This is a genomic window from Ilumatobacter sp. (assembly GCF_041688325.1).
In the GTDB taxonomy this organism is placed as follows: Bacteria; Actinomycetota; Acidimicrobiia; order Acidimicrobiales; family Ilumatobacteraceae; genus Ilumatobacter_A.
In genome coordinates this window covers 15843-31551 of record NZ_JBDNIJ010000416.1, presented here as the reverse complement: position 1 = coordinate 31551, position 15709 = coordinate 15843, and the positions used below count along the sequence as shown (strand labels likewise).

The following is a 15709-nucleotide window of genomic DNA, read 5'->3' as shown; positions in this document are numbered from 1 at the left end:
TCCCACTGGAGCTGCGGAGGAACATCACGCGCTCGCCGTCGGCCGAGACGGTGATGTCGCGGGGGGCGCCGAGGGTGAACCGCTGGGTGCGAGCGTGCTGGCGGGGGAACGTGTCGGCGTCGGTCACGCCGCAGACACTAGAGCCGCTCGACGCGCGCGTCCCGATGGGCGCGCCGCGTCACTCACTCAGTCAGTCAGTCAGTCAGTCAGTCAGTCAGGCGCGGTGAAGTGCGTGATCGCTTCGAGGACGACGTCGAAGGCGGCCGCTGCATCGACCGAGGTCAACACCTCGCAGTTGGGGGTCTGTCGTCCGGTGACCTTGCGCTGGTCGATCACCGTCATCCCTCGGGTGTACTCCCCGCGTGTCTCCACGACCACATGCCGCGCGACGCGTTCGAACAGGTGCGGGTGCGACAGTGCCATCACAGCGAGCGGGTCGTGAATCGCCCCACCGATGAGTGCGCCGTCGTCGTGCAGTTCGCCGTACTTTGCTGAGAAGAACGTGAGGAGGTCAGCGAGGGTGGTCCCGAGTAGGCCGCCGGTGGAACGGATCGCGGCGATGCGATCTGGTGTGGCGGTGAACTGGTGGGTCACGTCAAGTCCTGCCATCACGATGCGGACGCCACTGGAGAACACGACGTGTGCGGCTTCCGGATCAGCCCAGATGTTGAACTCGGCAGTGCTGCTGCGGTTGCCGAACGTCCCGCCGCCCATCAGCGAGATCCCGGCGATCCGATGAGCGATGTCAGGGGCGGTCCGCAGTGCGAGCGCAATGTTGGTCAGTGGTCCGATCGGGACGAGCCAGAGTTCCTGTGTGCTCCGGCACATGTCGATGATGAAGTTGACGGCGTCGGTCCCGTCGAGGGGTGTCGACGGAGTCGGCAGGTCGGCGCCGTCGAGCCCACTTTCGCCGTGGATGTGTCCGGCAAACTTGGGTTCGCCGACAAGCGGTCCGGCTGCTCCAGAGTGAATTGGTACGTCGACGCCGAGAAGGTCGCGTATGACGAGTGCGTTGTGCGTGGTGCTGTCGAGTGGCGCGTTGCCAGCAACTGTGGTGATCCCGACGAGTTCGGTGTGCCGGGCGGCGACCACGATGGCAATGGCGTCATCGTGACCTGGATCGCAGTCGAGGAGGATCGTGGGGCGAGCCCCGGTGGAGGCAGTCTCAGGCATGATGCCGAGCATGGCATCCGAACGACCACAATGACGGTATGTGCCGACGAGTGTTGCCGGTCGCGAGTGCGCTGACCGTTGCTGGCGGCGGCCTGGATCAGGCAACTGACCGAGCCGGGTAGCGCCAAGCCGTCCGCTGCGCTGCAAGGTCAGACGAGCAGTGCTCCCTCCGGGTCGAGTTGGCAACCGACACCGACCCATTCGCCGTCGCACATCGCAGCAGCGACTGCTGGGTCGGTCGAGATGCCCCACGCACGGCGGCCGTCGGCGAGCAGGCAAGCAGCCTGAGCAGTTTCGGGCTGGCCGTCGCGGGAGAACATGACCGAGTAGGCCTCGATTGTCGCTTCGCCGGCGGCGTCAGCGGGAGTGACCAGTTCACGTTTGGGCAGGGCATCGACCGCGTCTTGCGGCGAGCCGTGCCGGAATGCGGTCGCCGGGGGAGTGGTCGAGTACACGCCGAACGCATGCTTGGTCGCGTAGCCGCCGTTGGCCCAGGTGAAGCCGTATTCGCCTGGGCGCTCCCGAAGGTCCTCGACGACCGAAGCAATGGCGTGCATCACGTAGTTGTTCCAGGGTCCGCCGCAGAATGTGAGGCCCCCGGTACGCGACCATTGGCGGCCGGCGCCGGGTGTGATGTCGATGCCCAGCGACTGCGCCCCGAGCTGTACCGCTGACGGGAAACACGAGTACAGGTCGAGCACCGAGACGTCGTCGATAGTGATTCCGGCGAGGTCGAGTGCCATCTTGCCGCCGAGCTCGACGGCGGGTGTGCGGGCGAACGTGTCGCGGTGCGAGACGAACGGGTGCTCGTGAGAGTCGGTGCCAGCATGTGGGAACACCCACTTGTCACGGCTGACACCCATCCGTTCGGCTGCCTCGACAGTGCACATGATGATTGCCGCGCCCATGTCGACGTCGTTGTTCGAGTTCATCAGCTTCGGGTAGGGGAAGCCGATCATCCGGTTTGAATCGGTGACCGTGGTGATCTCGTCAGCCGTCTTCGACTCCTGGATCCAAGCGTTCGGATTGTTGGCGGCGACATCACTCAGGCCGGCGTAGAGCTGGCCCAGAAAACGCTGGTGCTCGTCGACGGTGCGGCCCGATGCGGCGCGCAGTGCGGTTTCGAACATCGGATAGATCTGCACCGGCATGTAGAGGCCGCTGTCGCGCTCCGCCGGAAGGTTCATGTCGAGTTTCTTGCCGATGTAGCGCGGGAGGTCGTCGTCGGCGGCCTTGGCCCAATCGAGTGTGACGTCCTGCTTGCGAGCTCGCATGAACGTCTTGAACGCCTCGGCGCCGGACAGGATGGCGATATCGACCAAACCGTCGAGAATCTCGACTGCGGTCGCATTGACGAGTGACTGTGGGCTGTTGCCGCCAGCGGTCGACTCAGCCAGCTCGATTGCCGTGTCGTCCAGGCCGAGGCGTCGGGCCAGGAAGCGGGGTGCGTTCCGGTAGCGCCAGCCGATGACGTTGACGACGCGCACTGAGTCAGCCGATGGTGGGCCGTCAAGTCCGGCGTCGGCTGCCGCAGCGTGCACTGCCTGCTCCATCAGAGCAACTGGCTCAAGTGCGTCATCGATGCCATTGGCCCGATGGTTGTATTGGCCGACGCCGATGATCACGGGTGTACGAGGGTCGAGAGTCACGGTGGCGACTCTATGAATCGGAGCGGCCGGTGCTCCTATCCGAACGATTCGTCAATGTGTGACAGGGCGTCTCGATGGGACTCCTACACTTTGTACCGATGGCACGAATCGCAATCGGCTCCGACCACGCGGGCTACGAACTCAAACAGCACCTGATCGGCTTCATGGAGGCCGCTGGGCATTCCGTTGACGACCAGGGAACGCACTCGACCGAGTCGGTCGACTACCCCGAGATCTGTGCCGGCGTCGGACGCACGGTTCGCGACGGCAACGCCGACTTCGGGATCGTCCTCGGTGGCAGCGGTCAGGGCGAACAGCTTGCAGCGAACAAGGTGCGCGGCGTTCGCGCTGCGCTCTGCAACTGTCTGTACACGGCCCGGATGGCACGCGAGCACAACGACGCCAACGTGCTGTCGATGGGTGCTCGCGTCGTCGGCACTGGCGTTGCCGAGGAGGTCGTCCAGATATTCCTCACCCAAGCATTCGAAGGCGGTCGTCACCAGCGCCGCGTCGATCAGATCACCGAACTCGAATCCAACTTCTAACAGTTGCGTATGGGGTCAGGCCCCTTTCGCAACTCTGTCTCCGCCACCGCACCCAATCTCGAACAAGGAACTTCCGATGCCCTTTCCATCTGACACAAATCCCGACACCGAAGTACTCGCCCTGCTCGATCGCGAAGTCGAACGCCAGACCACCGGCCTGCAGCTGATTGCATCGGAAAACTTCACGTCCCCGGCAGTGATGGCCGCCACGGGCTCGGTCCTCACGAACAAGTACGCCGAGGGATACCCGGGCAAGCGGTACTACGGCGGCAACGCGATCGTCGACGAGATCGAGCAGCTCGCCACTGATCGCGTGAAGGAGCTGTTCGGCGCCGAACACGCCAACGTGCAGCCGCACTCGGGCGCGAACGCCAACATGTGCGTCTACCAGGCACTTCTGCAGCCTGGCGACACGGTGCTCGGCCTCAGCCTCGACCACGGCGGCCACCTCACCCACGGCTCGCCGGTCAACGCATCCGGCATGATGTACAACTTCGTCGCCTACGGAACCGGGGCCGAAGATCGCATCGACATGGACAACGTTCGTGAACTCGCACTCAAGCATCGTCCGAAAATGATCGTCGCTGGCACCACCTCGTACCCCCGCCGGCTCGACCCCGAGCCGTTCAAGGCGATTGCCGACGAGGTCGGTGCCCTGTTGATGTTCGACATCGCACATCTCGCCGGCCTGGTCGCTGGCGGTTCGCACCCGAACCCGGTGCCCTTTGCCGATGTTGTCACGTTCACAACGCACAAAACGCTCCGCGGTCCGCGTGGCGGTTGCATCTTGTCGAAGGAAGTGCACGCGAAGGCGATCAACAAGGCCGTCTTCCCGGGCTGGCAGGGCGGCCCGCTTGAGCACGCAATTGCAGGCAAGGCCATTGCGTTCCGTGAGGCGATGGACCCGTCGTTCAAGGAGTACGCAGCACAGATCGTGACGAACGCATCAGCGCTCGCAGCAGCCTTGGCTGAAGAGGGCTTCCGCCTGGTCTCTGGCGGTACCGACAACCACATGATGGTCGTCGACCTCACGCCGTTCGATGCCGAGCTCACCGGTAAGGTCGCACAGGCCACGCTCGACGAGGCCGGGATCACGCTCAATAAGAACACGATCCCCGATGACCCGCGCAGTCCGTTCGTTACCAGCGGAGTGCGCATCGGAACTCCGTCGGTCACGACGCAGGGCATGCAAGAGCCGGAAATGCTCGAAATCGCCAATCTCATCGCTCGTTCGCTGCGCAATGTCGACAATTCCGAAGCACTGGCCGTCATCAAGGCTGAAGTCGCCATCCTCTGCGCCAAATTCCCGGCCTATTGACCCGCCCCTACTGCACGCTCCCCCCCCACCCGTTTGCGTCGACGTATCCGTTGGACACCCCTCTGAAATGTCGACGCAAACGGTTCAGCGCAGGCGTTCGCGCAGTGTTCGGGCGACCATTGCACCTCGCTGGGTGACATCGGCGTAGGTGTACTCGAACACCAGCATGCCCAAGTCCTGGAGTTCGTTGCGACGTTGCGCGTCCTTGGCCCGATCACTTGGTGATGAATGCCCGTGCTGGCCGCTGACTTCGATCACGATCTGCTGTTGCTCGAACAAGAAGTCGACTCGAGCAACGTGGCGCGCGCCCTTGCGATGCACGACCTGCGTTGACGGGCGAGGGAAGCCGTGCCGGCGAACCAACTCGAGGAATCTACGTTCCAGCATTGAGTGGCCACCTGAGTCGACGATGAGATCGTCGATGAGCCGGCAACCCCAGCGGCCCGACCCTCGCAGCGTCTCCAGTCGTCGTTCGATCGTGTGTGGCGCAGAGAGGCCGAGCCGCACAGCGCTGTCGATTGCGGCCTCGACGCGTGGCCGTAGCGCCCGAGCATGTGCAAGGTCGATGATCGTCCGGGTCGCCGATGTTGTACGGAAACCGTCAACTGCGACGATGTCGATTGCTGGCAGACGGTCTGTCGTGTGGACGACGAGATCTGTGTGACCGGGGCGAGCACGACGCGCCACAGTGAACTCGACCGCGCTGGGAACGGGCTGGTCGAGATGGTGGAGCGCAGCGGCGGCTTCGTAACTGACCACCGAGTGCTCGCCGAGGATCAGCAGTCCCCTACGGAGCTCAAACCGGTGTGAACGTGGCGCGCCGGCGACTGCATGCGTTCGGGGCCCGACGCGTTCGAGCCAGCCACTTCGAAAGAGCTGGCGGCGCTGCCAGTCGGTCGGCGCGTGGGCACGTAGTTGGGCGTCAGTGATCAACCCGTCCTGGTGTCGCGCAAGTGCTGCAATCTCCTGATTCACATCCGACAGTGGGGCCAATTTGCTGCCAGTCGGGAAAATCCAGCGTTTGCGTCGACGTCTCCGTGGACAGTCCAACGGAAACATCGACGCAAACGCTGTTGGTGGGCTGGTGGGCTGGGCAGCGTCTGTGGTGGCTGGGTGCGTAGGATTGGTCCTCGTGCCAACCATTGGGTCATACGTGGTGATCGGGCTGGTGGCGGCAGCCGTGACCTTCGCGGTGACACCGCTCGTCGGGGTGTTTGCCCGTCGGATGGGCTGGGTGTATCTCCCCAACGATCGCACTGTGCACGAAACGCCGCTCCCGGACATCGGTGGGTTGGCGATGTACATCGGCTTCGTTGCCGCCTACGTCACTGCATCGCTGACAGGGGCTCTCGACGTCGTGTTCCGGAGCAATTCGGAGCCCCGAGGCGTCTTTGTCGCAGTCACTATCATTTACGCGGTTGGCCTCCTCGACGATGTTCGGGAGATTTCGGCGCCGGCGAAAGTCTTTGGAATCGTGCTCGCCGGCATCGCCCTCGTCCAGTTCGGCGTGGTCATGTTCGCCTTCCGGCTTCCGTTCTACGACGGTTCGATTTTCCTCGACGAGAGCCTCCGCCCGCTGATCACGATCTTGTGGCTGCTCGGTATGAGCACGGTCGTCAACCTTGTCGACGGCCTCGATGGACTCGCGGCAGGCATCGTGGGCATCGGTGCCATCTCGTTCTTTCTGTACAGCGAGCGGTTGACCGACCTCGATTTACTTGACAGTGCCAACGTCGGGCCGCTCTTCGCAGTGATCGCCGCAGGGCTCTGTGTCGGTTTTCTGCCGCATAACTTCAACCCCGCACGCATCTTCATGGGTGACGGGGGAGCGTTGTTGCTCGGCTTGTTGCTCGCGGTGTCGACGAGCGTGGTCGGTGGTCGTGTCGACTCGGTCGAACAGGAGACGATCGGAACGACCTACTTCTTCCTTGCGCCGTTGGTTATTCCGCTCCTCATCTTGGGCGTGCCGATCTTTGACACACTGTTCGCGATTGTCCGGCGTGCGACAAGCGGCAAGGGGCTGGCCTCCGCTGACAAAGGCCATCTCCACCATCGTTTGATGGAGATGGGCCACGGCCACCGTCGAAGCGTGGTGATCCTCTGGCTCTGGTCAGCCGTGCTCAGTGGCTTCGTGCTCTACCCCACTCTGGCTGACCAGAACCCTACGTATTTGCCGTTCGGCATCGCCGTGATCGGGATCGTGCTGTACACCGTGCTGCACCCAAGCGTGCGTGCGCGGCGCAAAGAGAACAGCTCTCCGAGTCAGGAAATCGCGGGTCAGAGCAACGATGTTTCGAGCGATGTTTCGAGTGATGAGTCGAGCGATGAGTCGAGCGATGAACAGCAAGAATCCGAACATCGAGAGCTTCCTGGGCAACTCGAATTGGACGTGACTGGCGAGAACTTACGCACACAGTTGCCGTCAGCGGGGCGCGACGACTAGGTTGTGCGTGCATTCACAAGCTCAGGTCGCGGTTGGTCGAACCACACTGGTTCCACACCAGACCAAGCGCCCCGCCTCGAACGTCTCGCACCCATGAAGCTCTTCCCTCTCAAGACGACCAAACGTGTCGACACCCAAGACGCCATGGGCCATGGCATGGACGCTGTCTTCATGCTCGTCTTGTTCCTCGGGGCTGGCTACGGCCTCGATCAGATTGCCGGGACGATGCCGGTCTTCATGATCCTGATGACGCTGCTCGGCTCTGTGGGTCTCTTTCTCAAGTTCAAGTACCGCTACGAAGACCGGATGAACGAGCTCGAGGCGCAGCGCCTCGGCAAGCATGCCCCCGCTCAACGCGACGGTGCGGAGCATGCAGCATGACGACCGCTGACGTAATCACCCTTCGCTTCGAAGGCCCGGCTCCCGAGGTCGCGCTCTCGAAAGACATTATTCGGCGTGGCCTGTTGGTTGCTCCCGTGCTCATTGCCATTGCTGCTGTCATCTGGGGTGCCGACGGCGCATGGTCAAGCGCATATGCCATCGCCATCGTGCTCCTCAACTTCGCTCTCGCCGCTGCGCTCATCGCCGGTGCGGCAAAAATCTCGATCGGATTAATGATGGGCGCAACGCTCTTCGGATATCTGATCCGCCTCGGCCTGATCTTTTTGGCCGTCTGGTTCGTGAAAGGCGCCGGTTGGATTTCACTTCCGGCGCTCGGATCGGCCATCATCGTGACTCATCTTGGTCTCCTCTTCTGGGAGATGAAGTACGTCGCACTGTCGCTGTCGCAACCGGGTCTGAAAACAGATGTCCCGCAAATCGACCGCAATGCAACAAACTGACCTAGCATCCCCCGCTGAATCCCACGACTGAAACGGAAATTCAACGTGCTCGCTGAACGTGGCCTCGTCTTCCCCCCAATCAATGAAATTCTCCGTTGGCAGGACATCTTCCCGTCCTTCAACAAGGTTGCGCTCATCGCCGTCGCTTCTGCGCTGATCGGCATGGGCCTTTTCCTGCTTGCTTCACGAGCGGATGCGAAGAAGGCGCCGACGGGTGCCCGCAACCTCGCTGAGACGACCGTTGAGTTCATCGAAGAGGGCATCGTGATGCAGACGCTCGGCAAGTCGGGCCTCGGCTGGACGCCGTTCCTGCTCAGCCTCTTCATCTTCATCTTCCTCTGCAACATTCCCGGTGTGATCCCGATCCTGCAGATGCCAGCCACAGCCCGTATGGCCATCCCGTTGGCGTTGTCGCTGCTGGTCTGGGTGCTGTTCATCGGCACTGGCATTAAGCACCAGGGTTTGGGCTACTTCACCGGTCTGCTCTGGCCTGCAGGGGTTCCGACGTGGCTCAAGCCGCTTGTCGGTGGCATCGAGTTCGTCTCAACGATCTTCGTAACGCCATTCAGCCTCACTGTCCGTTTGATGGCGAACATGATGGCCGGCCATATCCTGCTGGTCACGTTTGGTCTGCTGACTGAGGCGCTTGTCACGGCCGAGACTTCTCAGTTGCTCCTCGTTCCGACCAGCATCTTGCCGTTCTTCATGTTGATCTTCCTGACCGGCTTCGAGATCCTCGTCGCCTTCCTTCAGGCGTACATTTTCACGATTCTGGCTGCCGTCTACTTCAACAACTCGACCGTCGGGCATGGTGAGGAGCACTGAGCCTCGGCTCATCTCGTCACTGATCTTTAGATCTCCCACTCATCTCAGAAAGCACACAGGAGAAAACACATCATGGAAGCATTCAGCGCACTCGTCGCAGCCGAGGAAGCAGCCGGTTCATTCGACCCGGACGCAAAGAACATCGCCGCGGCGACAAACGCCGGTTTGGCGTATGGTCTCGCAGCCATCGGTCCAGGCATTGGCATCGGCTACCTCGTCGGCAAGTCCGTCGAGGCCATGGCCCGTCAGCCTGAGGCAGCCGGCATGGTCCGTACGACCATGTTCCTCGGCATCGCCTTCACCGAAGCCCTCGCCCTCATCGGCTTCGTGGTCTTCATTCTCGTCAAGTTCGCTTAAGCGAACTCCCGAGAAGTAAGTCCGAGTCCATCATTCAACGCAAGGAGTCGACGTGCTGAAAGCACTCGTCACAACTTCGCACTCGAGTGGTCATCCCCAGGTCAACCTGGTGACGGCCGAATCTTGTGAGCGCACCGACCTCGAGGGGAATCCTATTTTCTCGACGAGCGACACCACGTCGACCGGTTGCCCCGAACTCATCCCGATCATGCCCGAGGTCAAAGAACTGATCTGGGGTTTCGGGTCGTTCGTGGTGCTGGCCGTCGTGCTGCGCTACGTGCTGTTCCCGAAGGTTCGGGCCGGCATGACTGCTCGCTACGAGAGCATTCGTGGTGACTTCGAGAAGGCAGAAACACTCACTGCTTCGGCCCGCGCCGAAGTCGCTGAGTACGAAGCTCAGGTCGCATCGGTTCGCTCCGACGCGCAGGGCCGAGTCGAAGCCGCTCGTTCCACCCTCGAGGGTGAGCGCAATGAAAAGCTCACTGCCGTCAACGCTCGTATCGCTGAAAAGCGTGCAGTTGCGACCACCGAAGTAGATGCCGCCCGTGCGGCCGCCAGCTCACAGGTCGCTGCAGCAGTTGCTTCCGTTGCCGCACATGCTGGCGAACTCGCCACTGGTAAGGCACCGAGTGCAGCCGTCGTCTCCGAAGCCGTGAATAACTCGATGGGCGTGAACGCATGAGCATCCTCTCTACCATCTCGCTGATCGCCGCCGAGAACGTTCCGAACGACGGGGCCGGTTCAACTTCGTTGCACCCGATCTTGCCGCCCCTTGGCGAGATGATCATCGGTTCGCTTGCGTCGATCATCGTCTTCAGCCTGATTTTCAAGTTTGCCGGCCCGATTGTCAAGAAGAGCATGTCGGATCGTACGGCCGGCATCCAGAAGGATCTCGACGATTCTGCTGCAGCAGCGTCGGCAGCCGAGGCCGAGGCCAGCAACATCCGTGCCGCCAAGGGTGACATCGATGCAGAGCGCAGCCGCCTCTACGCCGACGCCGACACGCAGGCCGAAGCGCTCCTGGCCGATGGCCGGGTTCGCATCGATGCTGAAATGGCCGACCTCGAAACCCGCGCTGCAGCCGAGCTTGTCTCAGCTGCAGGCCGGAGTGGAGATGAACTCCGTGCGGAAATCGCTCGGTACTCGTCACGCGCCATCGACAGTGTCGTCAACGGCTCGCTCGACGATGCCGCGCACCAAGATCTGATCGAAAGCTTCATCGCACGCGTTGGCAGCAGCACAGGAGCAGCATCATGAGCGACGCACGCATTCAGGGCTATGCCCGAGCACTCTTTGAGATTGCCCGCGCCGAGGGAACCCTCGACGAGGTCGAAGACGAGTTGTTCCGTTTCGCTCGCTCCTACGAGTCCAGCGAAGAGTTGCGTAACGCACTCACCGACGATCGGGTCCCCGCTGAAAAGCGTCAGGCCATCGTGGAAGATCTGCTTGGCGGCAAGGCAACCGGCACCACCACGCAGTTGGTGTCGATGGTCGTTGGTTCAGGCCGTGGCCGAGACCTTCCTGCCATTGTCGATCAGCTCGTGCAGCGTGCTGCAGGTTCTCAGGACCTCAGCGTCGCCGAAGTGCGCACCGCAGTTGCTCTCTCCGACGATCAGCAGGCTCGCCTGAAAGCCGCACTCGAAAACGCCACCGGCAAGAGCATCTCGCTCAAGACCGTCGTCGACGCCTCCGTACTTGGCGGCGTCGTGGCAACGATCGGTGACACTGTCATCGATGACACCGTTCGTACTCGCATCGACCAGCTGAAGAGCCGGCTCTCAGGCCGTTAGGCCTGGACCACCGGAACCAAAGTGACCCACCGTAAGGGACAATGAAAATGGCTGAACTCACCATCTCTGCTGCCGACATCGCGTCGGCACTCAAGAAAAACCTCGATGGCTTCGTGCCCTCGCTCGAAGCCCGCACCGTGGGTCGCGTCGCCGAAGTCGGTGACGGCATTGCTCGCGTCTCCGGTCTCCCGGATGCCGCCGTGAACGAACTCCTTGAGTTCGAAGACGGATCGATGGGCCTCGCGCTGAACCTCGACGAAGACGCCATCGGCGCCGTTGTCCTGGGCAACGTCGACAAGATCGAAGAAGGCCAGACAGTCAAAGCGACGGGTCGAATTCTTTCGATGCCCGTTGGTGATGGCATGATTGGCCGAGTTGTCAACGCGCTCGGTGAGCCCGTCGACGGCCACGGTGAACTCACCGGTGTCGAACAGCGTCGCATGGAGATCCAGGCACCTGGAATCCTCGGCCGCAAGCCGGTTCACGAGCCGCTCCAGACCGGCATTAAGTCGATCGACGCTATGACGCCGATCGGCCGTGGCCAGCGAGAGCTGATCATCGGTGACCGTAAGACTGGCAAGACCGCCATTGCAATCGACACGATCCTGAACCAAAAGGGTCTGGGCGTGAAGTGCATTTATGTCGCCATCGGCCAGAAGGGCTCGACTGTCGCTCAGACTGTCGACACGCTGCGCCAGGCCGGTGCCCTCGAGTACACCGTTGTTGTCACCGCACCTGCGGGCGACCCGGCGCCGTTCAAGTACCTCGCTCCCTATGCCGGCTGCGCAATCGGCCAGCACTGGATGGACAACGGCGAGCACGCACTCATCGTGTACGACGACCTCTCCAAGCAGGCCGACGCTTATCGTCAGATCTCGCTGTTGCTCCGCCGCCCGCCGGGCCGCGAGGCGTACCCGGGCGACGTCTTTTACTTGCACTCGCGTCTCCTCGAGCGCAGCGCCAAGCTGTCTGACGAGAATGGTGCAGGTTCGCTCACAGCGTTGCCGATCATCGAGACCAAGGCCGGCGACGTGTCTGCCTTCATCCCAACCAACGTGATCTCGATCACCGACGGTCAGGTCTTCTTGCAGGACAACCTCTTCAAGTCGGGTGTTCGTCCGGCAGTCGACGTGGGCATTTCCGTGTCACGAGTCGGCTCTGCCGCTCAGACCAAGGCGATGAAGGGCGTCGCTGGCACGTTGAAGCTCGACCTCGCACAGTTCCGTGAGCTTGAAGCTTTCGCCACATTCGGTTCAGAGCTTGACGCTATTTCCAAGGCGCAGCTTGAGCGTGGCTACCGACTCGTCGAGCTGCTCAAGCAACCGCTCAACAGCCCGATGCCGGTCGAAAACCAGGTCGTCTCGCTCTTCGCTGGAACAAAGGGTTACCTCGACAACCTCCCGGTCTCCGACGTCGCTCGCTTCGAAACCGAACTGCTCGACTTCATGCGGTCCAACCATGCTGGCATGATGGACGAACTGAAGACGGAGAAGATTCCTGACTCCCTCGCTGGCGCTGTCGAGACGTTCAAGGCGCAGTTCGTCTCGGGCCTCGATGCAGCCGGCAACCCGACCGACCCCACTTCGGTTGACGCCGATGAGATGGGCGACGCCGCGTCTAACAAGACCCTCGCAACTGAGTGAGTGGAACAGTCCTGATGACCCTTTCGATCCACGCACGAGGCGCCGCTGAGGCTGTCTTCGACGGCGAGAACGCTGTCGCGCCGCGTGGTCTGAGCTGGAGGAATTCGTAATGGCAGGTGGTACCGAACGCATTCTGCGTGGACGCGTCAAGGCGATGCAGTCAACGAAGAAAATCACACGCGCCATGGAACTGATCGCTGGGTCGCGCATTGTCAAGGCCCAGCAACGAGTGCAGGCAGCGGTGCCCTACTCGGAACAGATCACTGAAGTGGTCAAAGACCTTGCAGCGGCAGGCGCGTCTTTCGACTCCCCGATGCTCGCAGGTCGCGACGAAATCAAGACGACCTGTTACGTGGCGATCACCGCTGACCGTGGTCTGTGCGGCGGCTACAACGCCGGCGTGCAGCGTGCGACCGAAGGTGAAGTCAAGGCCGACGTTCTGTCCGGCAAGGAGTACACGATCGTTCCTGTCGGCAAGAAGGCCGAGGGCTACTTCCGCTTCCGTGATTATCAGCTGAGCCAGTCCTTTATGGGGTTCAGCGATCAGCCGACCTACGAAGATGCGCGTCGCATTGGCGAATATGTCGTTGATCTGTTCGTCTCAGGCAAGGTCGACAAGGTCGAGCTCGTCTATACCCGTTTCATCACCGCTGGCAGCCAGGAAGTCGTCTTGCGGCCCCTCGTTCCGCTCAGTGCGGCCACAGTTGCCGGTGGCGACGGCAAGGCCGGCAGCACCGACGGATCTGGTGGCTCCTACGAGTTTGAGCCGGACCCCACGGAGATCCTCGACACGTTACTCCCGCGCTATGTGGAAGCTCGTATTTACGCCGCACTGCTGAATGCTGCTGCTTCCGAGCACGCCTTCCGTCAGCGGGCAATGAAGTCCGCGACCGACAACGCCGAGGACCTCATCAAGAGCCTCAGCATCGTGATGAACCGTGCCCGCCAGGCATCCATCACCTCCGAGATCATGGAGATCGTCGGTGGCGCAGCGGCACTCGACGACGGCGACAACATGGGCCGCTACGTCGACATGGGCGACGATTTCTTCGGCGCCCATGTCGGTGCACCATCTGCACCGGCCGCTTTTCCCGCAACCGCAACCGCAACGATCGAGCGTCCCGTCGACTCTGTTGACGATGACGATCATGACGACGAAGACCACACACCAGGAGATACCAAGTCATGACCATGACAGAGAATGAACTGCAAGACGGCCGGGTCGTCGCCATCGCTGGCCCCGTCATCGACGTCGAGTTTCCCCGTGGCGCACTGCCCGAGCTGAACTCGGCCATCGAGTTCACCATCGAGCTCGAAGGTGAGTCCACAATCGTGCTCGCCGAAGTCGCCCAGCAGCTCGGCAACAGCCGCGTCCGTGCGATTTGCATGAAGCCGACCGACGGCCTCGTTCGCGGCACTGCCGTGCGCAATACCGGTCACGGGATCCAGGTTCCGGTTGGCGATGGCGTCCTCGGCAACGTCTGGAACGTGTGGGGCGAAGCGCTCGACACGCAGCCAGAGGGCCTCGACGAGATGGAACGGTGGGATATCCACCGTCCGGCACCGACCTTCGATTCACTCGAGCCGTCTGCTCGTATGTTCGAAACGGGCATCAAGGTCGTCGACCTTCTCACGCCATACGTCGCAGGCGGAAAAATTGGCCTGTTCGGCGGTGCTGGCGTCGGCAAGACCGTGCTCATCACCGAGATGATCAACCGTGTTGCGTCGCAGCACGGTGGTGTGTCTGTGTTTGCCGGTGTGGGCGAGCGGACACGTGAAGGAACCGACCTCCGCCTGGAGATGATGGAGTCCGGCGTGTATGAGAAGGCCGCTTTGGTCTTCGGTCAGATGGATGAGCCGCCGGGCGTGCGCCTCCGTGTCGCCCTGTCGGCCCTGACAATGGCGGAGTACTTCCGTGACGTCGCCGGTCAGGACGTTCTCCTGTTCGTCGACAACATCTTCCGCTTCGTGCAGGCAGGTTCCGAAGTATCGACGCTGCTCGGACGTATGCCGTCAGCAGTGGGCTACCAGCCCACCCTTGCTGACGAGATGGGTCAGCTTCAGGAACGCATCACTTCGACGAAGGGCCGCTCGATCACCTCGCTGCAGGCCGTTTATGTCCCGGCGGACGATTACACCGACCCGGCACCGTTCACGACCTTCACGCACCTCGATGCCACCACCGAGCTCAGCCGCACGGTTGCCTCGCTCGGCATCTATCCGGCAGTGGATCCGTTGGCTTCAACGTCAACAATCCTCAGCCCCGAGGTCGTTGGCGCCCACCACTACGGCGTTGCTCGCCGTGTGCAGGAAACCCTGCAGCGGTACAAAGAGTTGCAGGACATCATCGCCATCCTCGGTTTGGACGAACTGTCCGAAGAGGATCGCCTCACGGTGTCTCGTGCCCGTAAGGTCGAGCGTTTCCTGTCGCAGCCGTTCTTCGTCGCCAAGGTCTTCACCGGCCTCGACGGTGAATACGTGCCGGTCGCCGAAACGGTCGAGTCCTTCGAAGCCATCATCGACGGTGGGCTCGACGATCTGCCCGAGCAGGCATTCCTCAACGTCGGCAACATCGACCAGGTGCAGGCCAAGGCCAAGCTGCTGGCCGAAAGCTGAGGCGAATCATGACGACGCAACCCGTAAAAGGAGCCTGGTAGTGGCCGAGGCGCTGAAAGTCGAAGTCGTGTCGCCCGAGAAGGTTCTCTACTCGGGTGAGGCTGACATGGTCATCACCCGGACGGCAGGTGGCGGCGAGATCGCATTCCAGGCAGGCCACGCGGCGTTCCTCGGTGTGCTCGTCGAGAACCACACGCGGGTTTTTCAGACTGACGGCAAGGTCATTGACCTTGCGATCCACCGTGGCTTCGTCGAAGTCAGCGGCAACCCGACCAAGGTGTCCATCCTGTCTGACACAGCCGAGATGTCTGAAGACATCGACATTGCTCGTGCCAAGGAAGCACTCGAACGTCACCAGCAGACTCTGAAGGCCGAATCGGTCGACGCAGCCATTGCGAACGCCGTTGCCGGAAAGGCACGTGCCCAGGCACGACTCACGGCAACCGGGACTGGCTTCACCGCCTGATTCCAGACATAGCTCTGCACAAAGTGTGAGTTCCTAGCGCCG

16 protein-coding genes and 1 pseudogene are annotated in these 15709 nt (G+C 61.9%); 14 read left to right on the top strand and 3 right to left on the bottom strand.

What is annotated here, in order from left to right:
• Nucleotides 1-210: 210 nt before the first annotated feature.
• Complete coding sequence (locus tag ACH2EI_RS20540; protein WP_395161431.1) at nucleotides 211-1173, bottom strand: nucleoside hydrolase; 963 nt, start codon at nucleotides 1171-1173, stop codon at nucleotides 211-213.
• A 149-nt stretch (nucleotides 1174-1322) separates the two neighbouring features.
• On the bottom strand, nucleotides 1323-2822 hold the full coding sequence (locus tag ACH2EI_RS20535; RefSeq protein WP_395152751.1) for an acetyl-CoA acetyltransferase: 1500 nt from the start codon (nucleotides 2820-2822) through the stop codon (nucleotides 1323-1325).
• A 98-nt stretch (nucleotides 2823-2920) separates the two neighbouring features.
• Here ACH2EI_RS20535 and rpiB point away from each other — a divergent pair, with 98 nt between their 5' ends.
• Together rpiB and glyA are read left to right on the top strand one after the other, a co-directional pair.
• Nucleotides 2921-3367, top strand: a complete 447-nt coding sequence (gene rpiB, locus ACH2EI_RS20530; RefSeq protein ID WP_395152750.1) for a ribose 5-phosphate isomerase B — start codon at nucleotides 2921-2923, stop codon at nucleotides 3365-3367.
• A 76-nt stretch (nucleotides 3368-3443) separates the two neighbouring features.
• On the top strand, nucleotides 3444-4685 hold the full coding sequence (gene glyA / locus ACH2EI_RS20525; RefSeq protein WP_395161429.1) for a serine hydroxymethyltransferase: 1242 nt from the start codon (nucleotides 3444-3446) through the stop codon (nucleotides 4683-4685).
• A gap of 84 nt (nucleotides 4686-4769) precedes the next feature.
• Here glyA and ACH2EI_RS20520 read toward each other — a convergent pair whose 3' ends face one another.
• Entirely contained in the window at nucleotides 4770-5660 is an 891-nt protein-coding gene (locus ACH2EI_RS20520; protein ID WP_395152748.1) for a DUF559 domain-containing protein, read from the bottom strand.
• A gap of 157 nt (nucleotides 5661-5817) precedes the next feature.
• On the opposite strand from ACH2EI_RS20520, the gene ACH2EI_RS20515 reads away from it, so the two are divergent.
• The 12 genes and pseudogenes from ACH2EI_RS20515 (at nucleotide 5818) to atpC (ending at nucleotide 15667) form a co-directional block, all read left to right on the top strand.
• Nucleotides 5818-7128, top strand: coding sequence for a glycosyltransferase family 4 protein (locus tag ACH2EI_RS20515; RefSeq protein WP_395152747.1), 1311 nt, complete (start codon nucleotides 5818-5820; stop codon nucleotides 7126-7128).
• Nucleotides 7129-7221: 93 nt separating this feature from the next.
• Nucleotides 7222-7509, top strand: coding sequence for a hypothetical protein (locus tag ACH2EI_RS20510; protein ID WP_395155455.1), 288 nt, complete (start codon nucleotides 7222-7224; stop codon nucleotides 7507-7509).
• On the top strand, nucleotides 7506-7970 hold the full coding sequence (locus ACH2EI_RS20505) for an ATP synthase subunit I (RefSeq protein WP_395155454.1): 465 nt from the start codon (nucleotides 7506-7508) through the stop codon (nucleotides 7968-7970). Before ACH2EI_RS20510 ends, ACH2EI_RS20505 begins: the two co-directional genes overlap by 4 nt.
• A gap of 45 nt (nucleotides 7971-8015) precedes the next feature.
• Entirely contained in the window at nucleotides 8016-8795 is a 780-nt protein-coding gene (gene atpB, locus ACH2EI_RS20500) for a F0F1 ATP synthase subunit A (RefSeq protein WP_395161427.1), read from the top strand.
• Nucleotides 8796-8867: 72 nt separating this feature from the next.
• A complete protein-coding gene (gene atpE / locus ACH2EI_RS20495) occupies nucleotides 8868-9152 on the top strand; it encodes an ATP synthase F0 subunit C (protein WP_395155452.1) in 285 nt (94 codons plus the stop codon).
• A 52-nt stretch (nucleotides 9153-9204) separates the two neighbouring features.
• Entirely contained in the window at nucleotides 9205-9834 is a 630-nt protein-coding gene (locus ACH2EI_RS20490; protein ID WP_395155451.1) for a hypothetical protein, read from the top strand.
• On the top strand, nucleotides 9831-10409 hold the full coding sequence (locus ACH2EI_RS20485) for a hypothetical protein (protein ID WP_395155450.1): 579 nt from the start codon (nucleotides 9831-9833) through the stop codon (nucleotides 10407-10409). The genes ACH2EI_RS20490 and ACH2EI_RS20485 overlap by 4 nt, the downstream gene beginning before the upstream one ends.
• A complete protein-coding gene (atpH, locus tag ACH2EI_RS20480) occupies nucleotides 10406-10942 on the top strand; it encodes an ATP synthase F1 subunit delta (RefSeq protein ID WP_395155449.1) in 537 nt (178 codons plus the stop codon). Before ACH2EI_RS20485 ends, atpH begins: the two co-directional genes overlap by 4 nt.
• 47 nt (nucleotides 10943-10989) lie before the next feature.
• Entirely contained in the window at nucleotides 10990-12585 is a 1596-nt protein-coding gene (gene atpA / locus ACH2EI_RS20475) for a F0F1 ATP synthase subunit alpha (RefSeq protein WP_395155448.1), read from the top strand.
• Between the two features lie 109 nt (nucleotides 12586-12694).
• Nucleotides 12695-13591, top strand: a pseudogene (locus ACH2EI_RS20470) (F0F1 ATP synthase subunit gamma); the annotation flags it as partial.
• 185 nt (nucleotides 13592-13776) lie between these two features.
• A complete protein-coding gene (gene atpD / locus ACH2EI_RS20465) occupies nucleotides 13777-15201 on the top strand; it encodes a F0F1 ATP synthase subunit beta (protein WP_395155447.1) in 1425 nt (474 codons plus the stop codon).
• Nucleotides 15202-15241: 40 nt separating this feature from the next.
• Nucleotides 15242-15667: an ATP synthase F1 subunit epsilon gene (atpC, locus tag ACH2EI_RS20460; protein ID WP_395155446.1), complete on the top strand. Its 426-nt coding sequence runs from the start codon at nucleotides 15242-15244 to the stop codon at nucleotides 15665-15667.
• The last annotated feature ends 42 nt before the right edge of the window (nucleotides 15668-15709 follow it).

Bases quoted from the DNA above. Each gene is read 5' to 3' on its own strand.
- atpE (WP_395155452.1), top strand. From the start codon at position 8,868: ATGGAAGCATTCAGCGCACTCGTCGCAGCCGAGGAAGCAGCCGGTTCA.
- ACH2EI_RS20540 (WP_395161431.1), bottom strand. From the start codon at position 1,173: ATGCCTGAGACTGCCTCCACCGGGGCTCGCCCCACGATCCTCCTCGAC.
- atpH (WP_395155449.1), top strand. From the start codon at position 10,406: ATGAGCGACGCACGCATTCAGGGCTATGCCCGAGCACTCTTTGAGATT.
- ACH2EI_RS20505 (WP_395155454.1), top strand. From the start codon at position 7,506: ATGACGACCGCTGACGTAATCACCCTTCGCTTCGAAGGCCCGGCTCCC.
- atpD (WP_395155447.1), top strand. From the start codon at position 13,777: ATGACAGAGAATGAACTGCAAGACGGCCGGGTCGTCGCCATCGCTGGC.
- atpA (WP_395155448.1), top strand. From the start codon at position 10,990: ATGGCTGAACTCACCATCTCTGCTGCCGACATCGCGTCGGCACTCAAG.
- glyA (WP_395161429.1), top strand. From the start codon at position 3,444: ATGCCCTTTCCATCTGACACAAATCCCGACACCGAAGTACTCGCCCTG.
- ACH2EI_RS20510 (WP_395155455.1), top strand. From the start codon at position 7,222: ATGAAGCTCTTCCCTCTCAAGACGACCAAACGTGTCGACACCCAAGAC.
- ACH2EI_RS20485 (WP_395155450.1), top strand. From the start codon at position 9,831: ATGAGCATCCTCTCTACCATCTCGCTGATCGCCGCCGAGAACGTTCCG.
- rpiB (WP_395152750.1), top strand. From the start codon at position 2,921: ATGGCACGAATCGCAATCGGCTCCGACCACGCGGGCTACGAACTCAAA.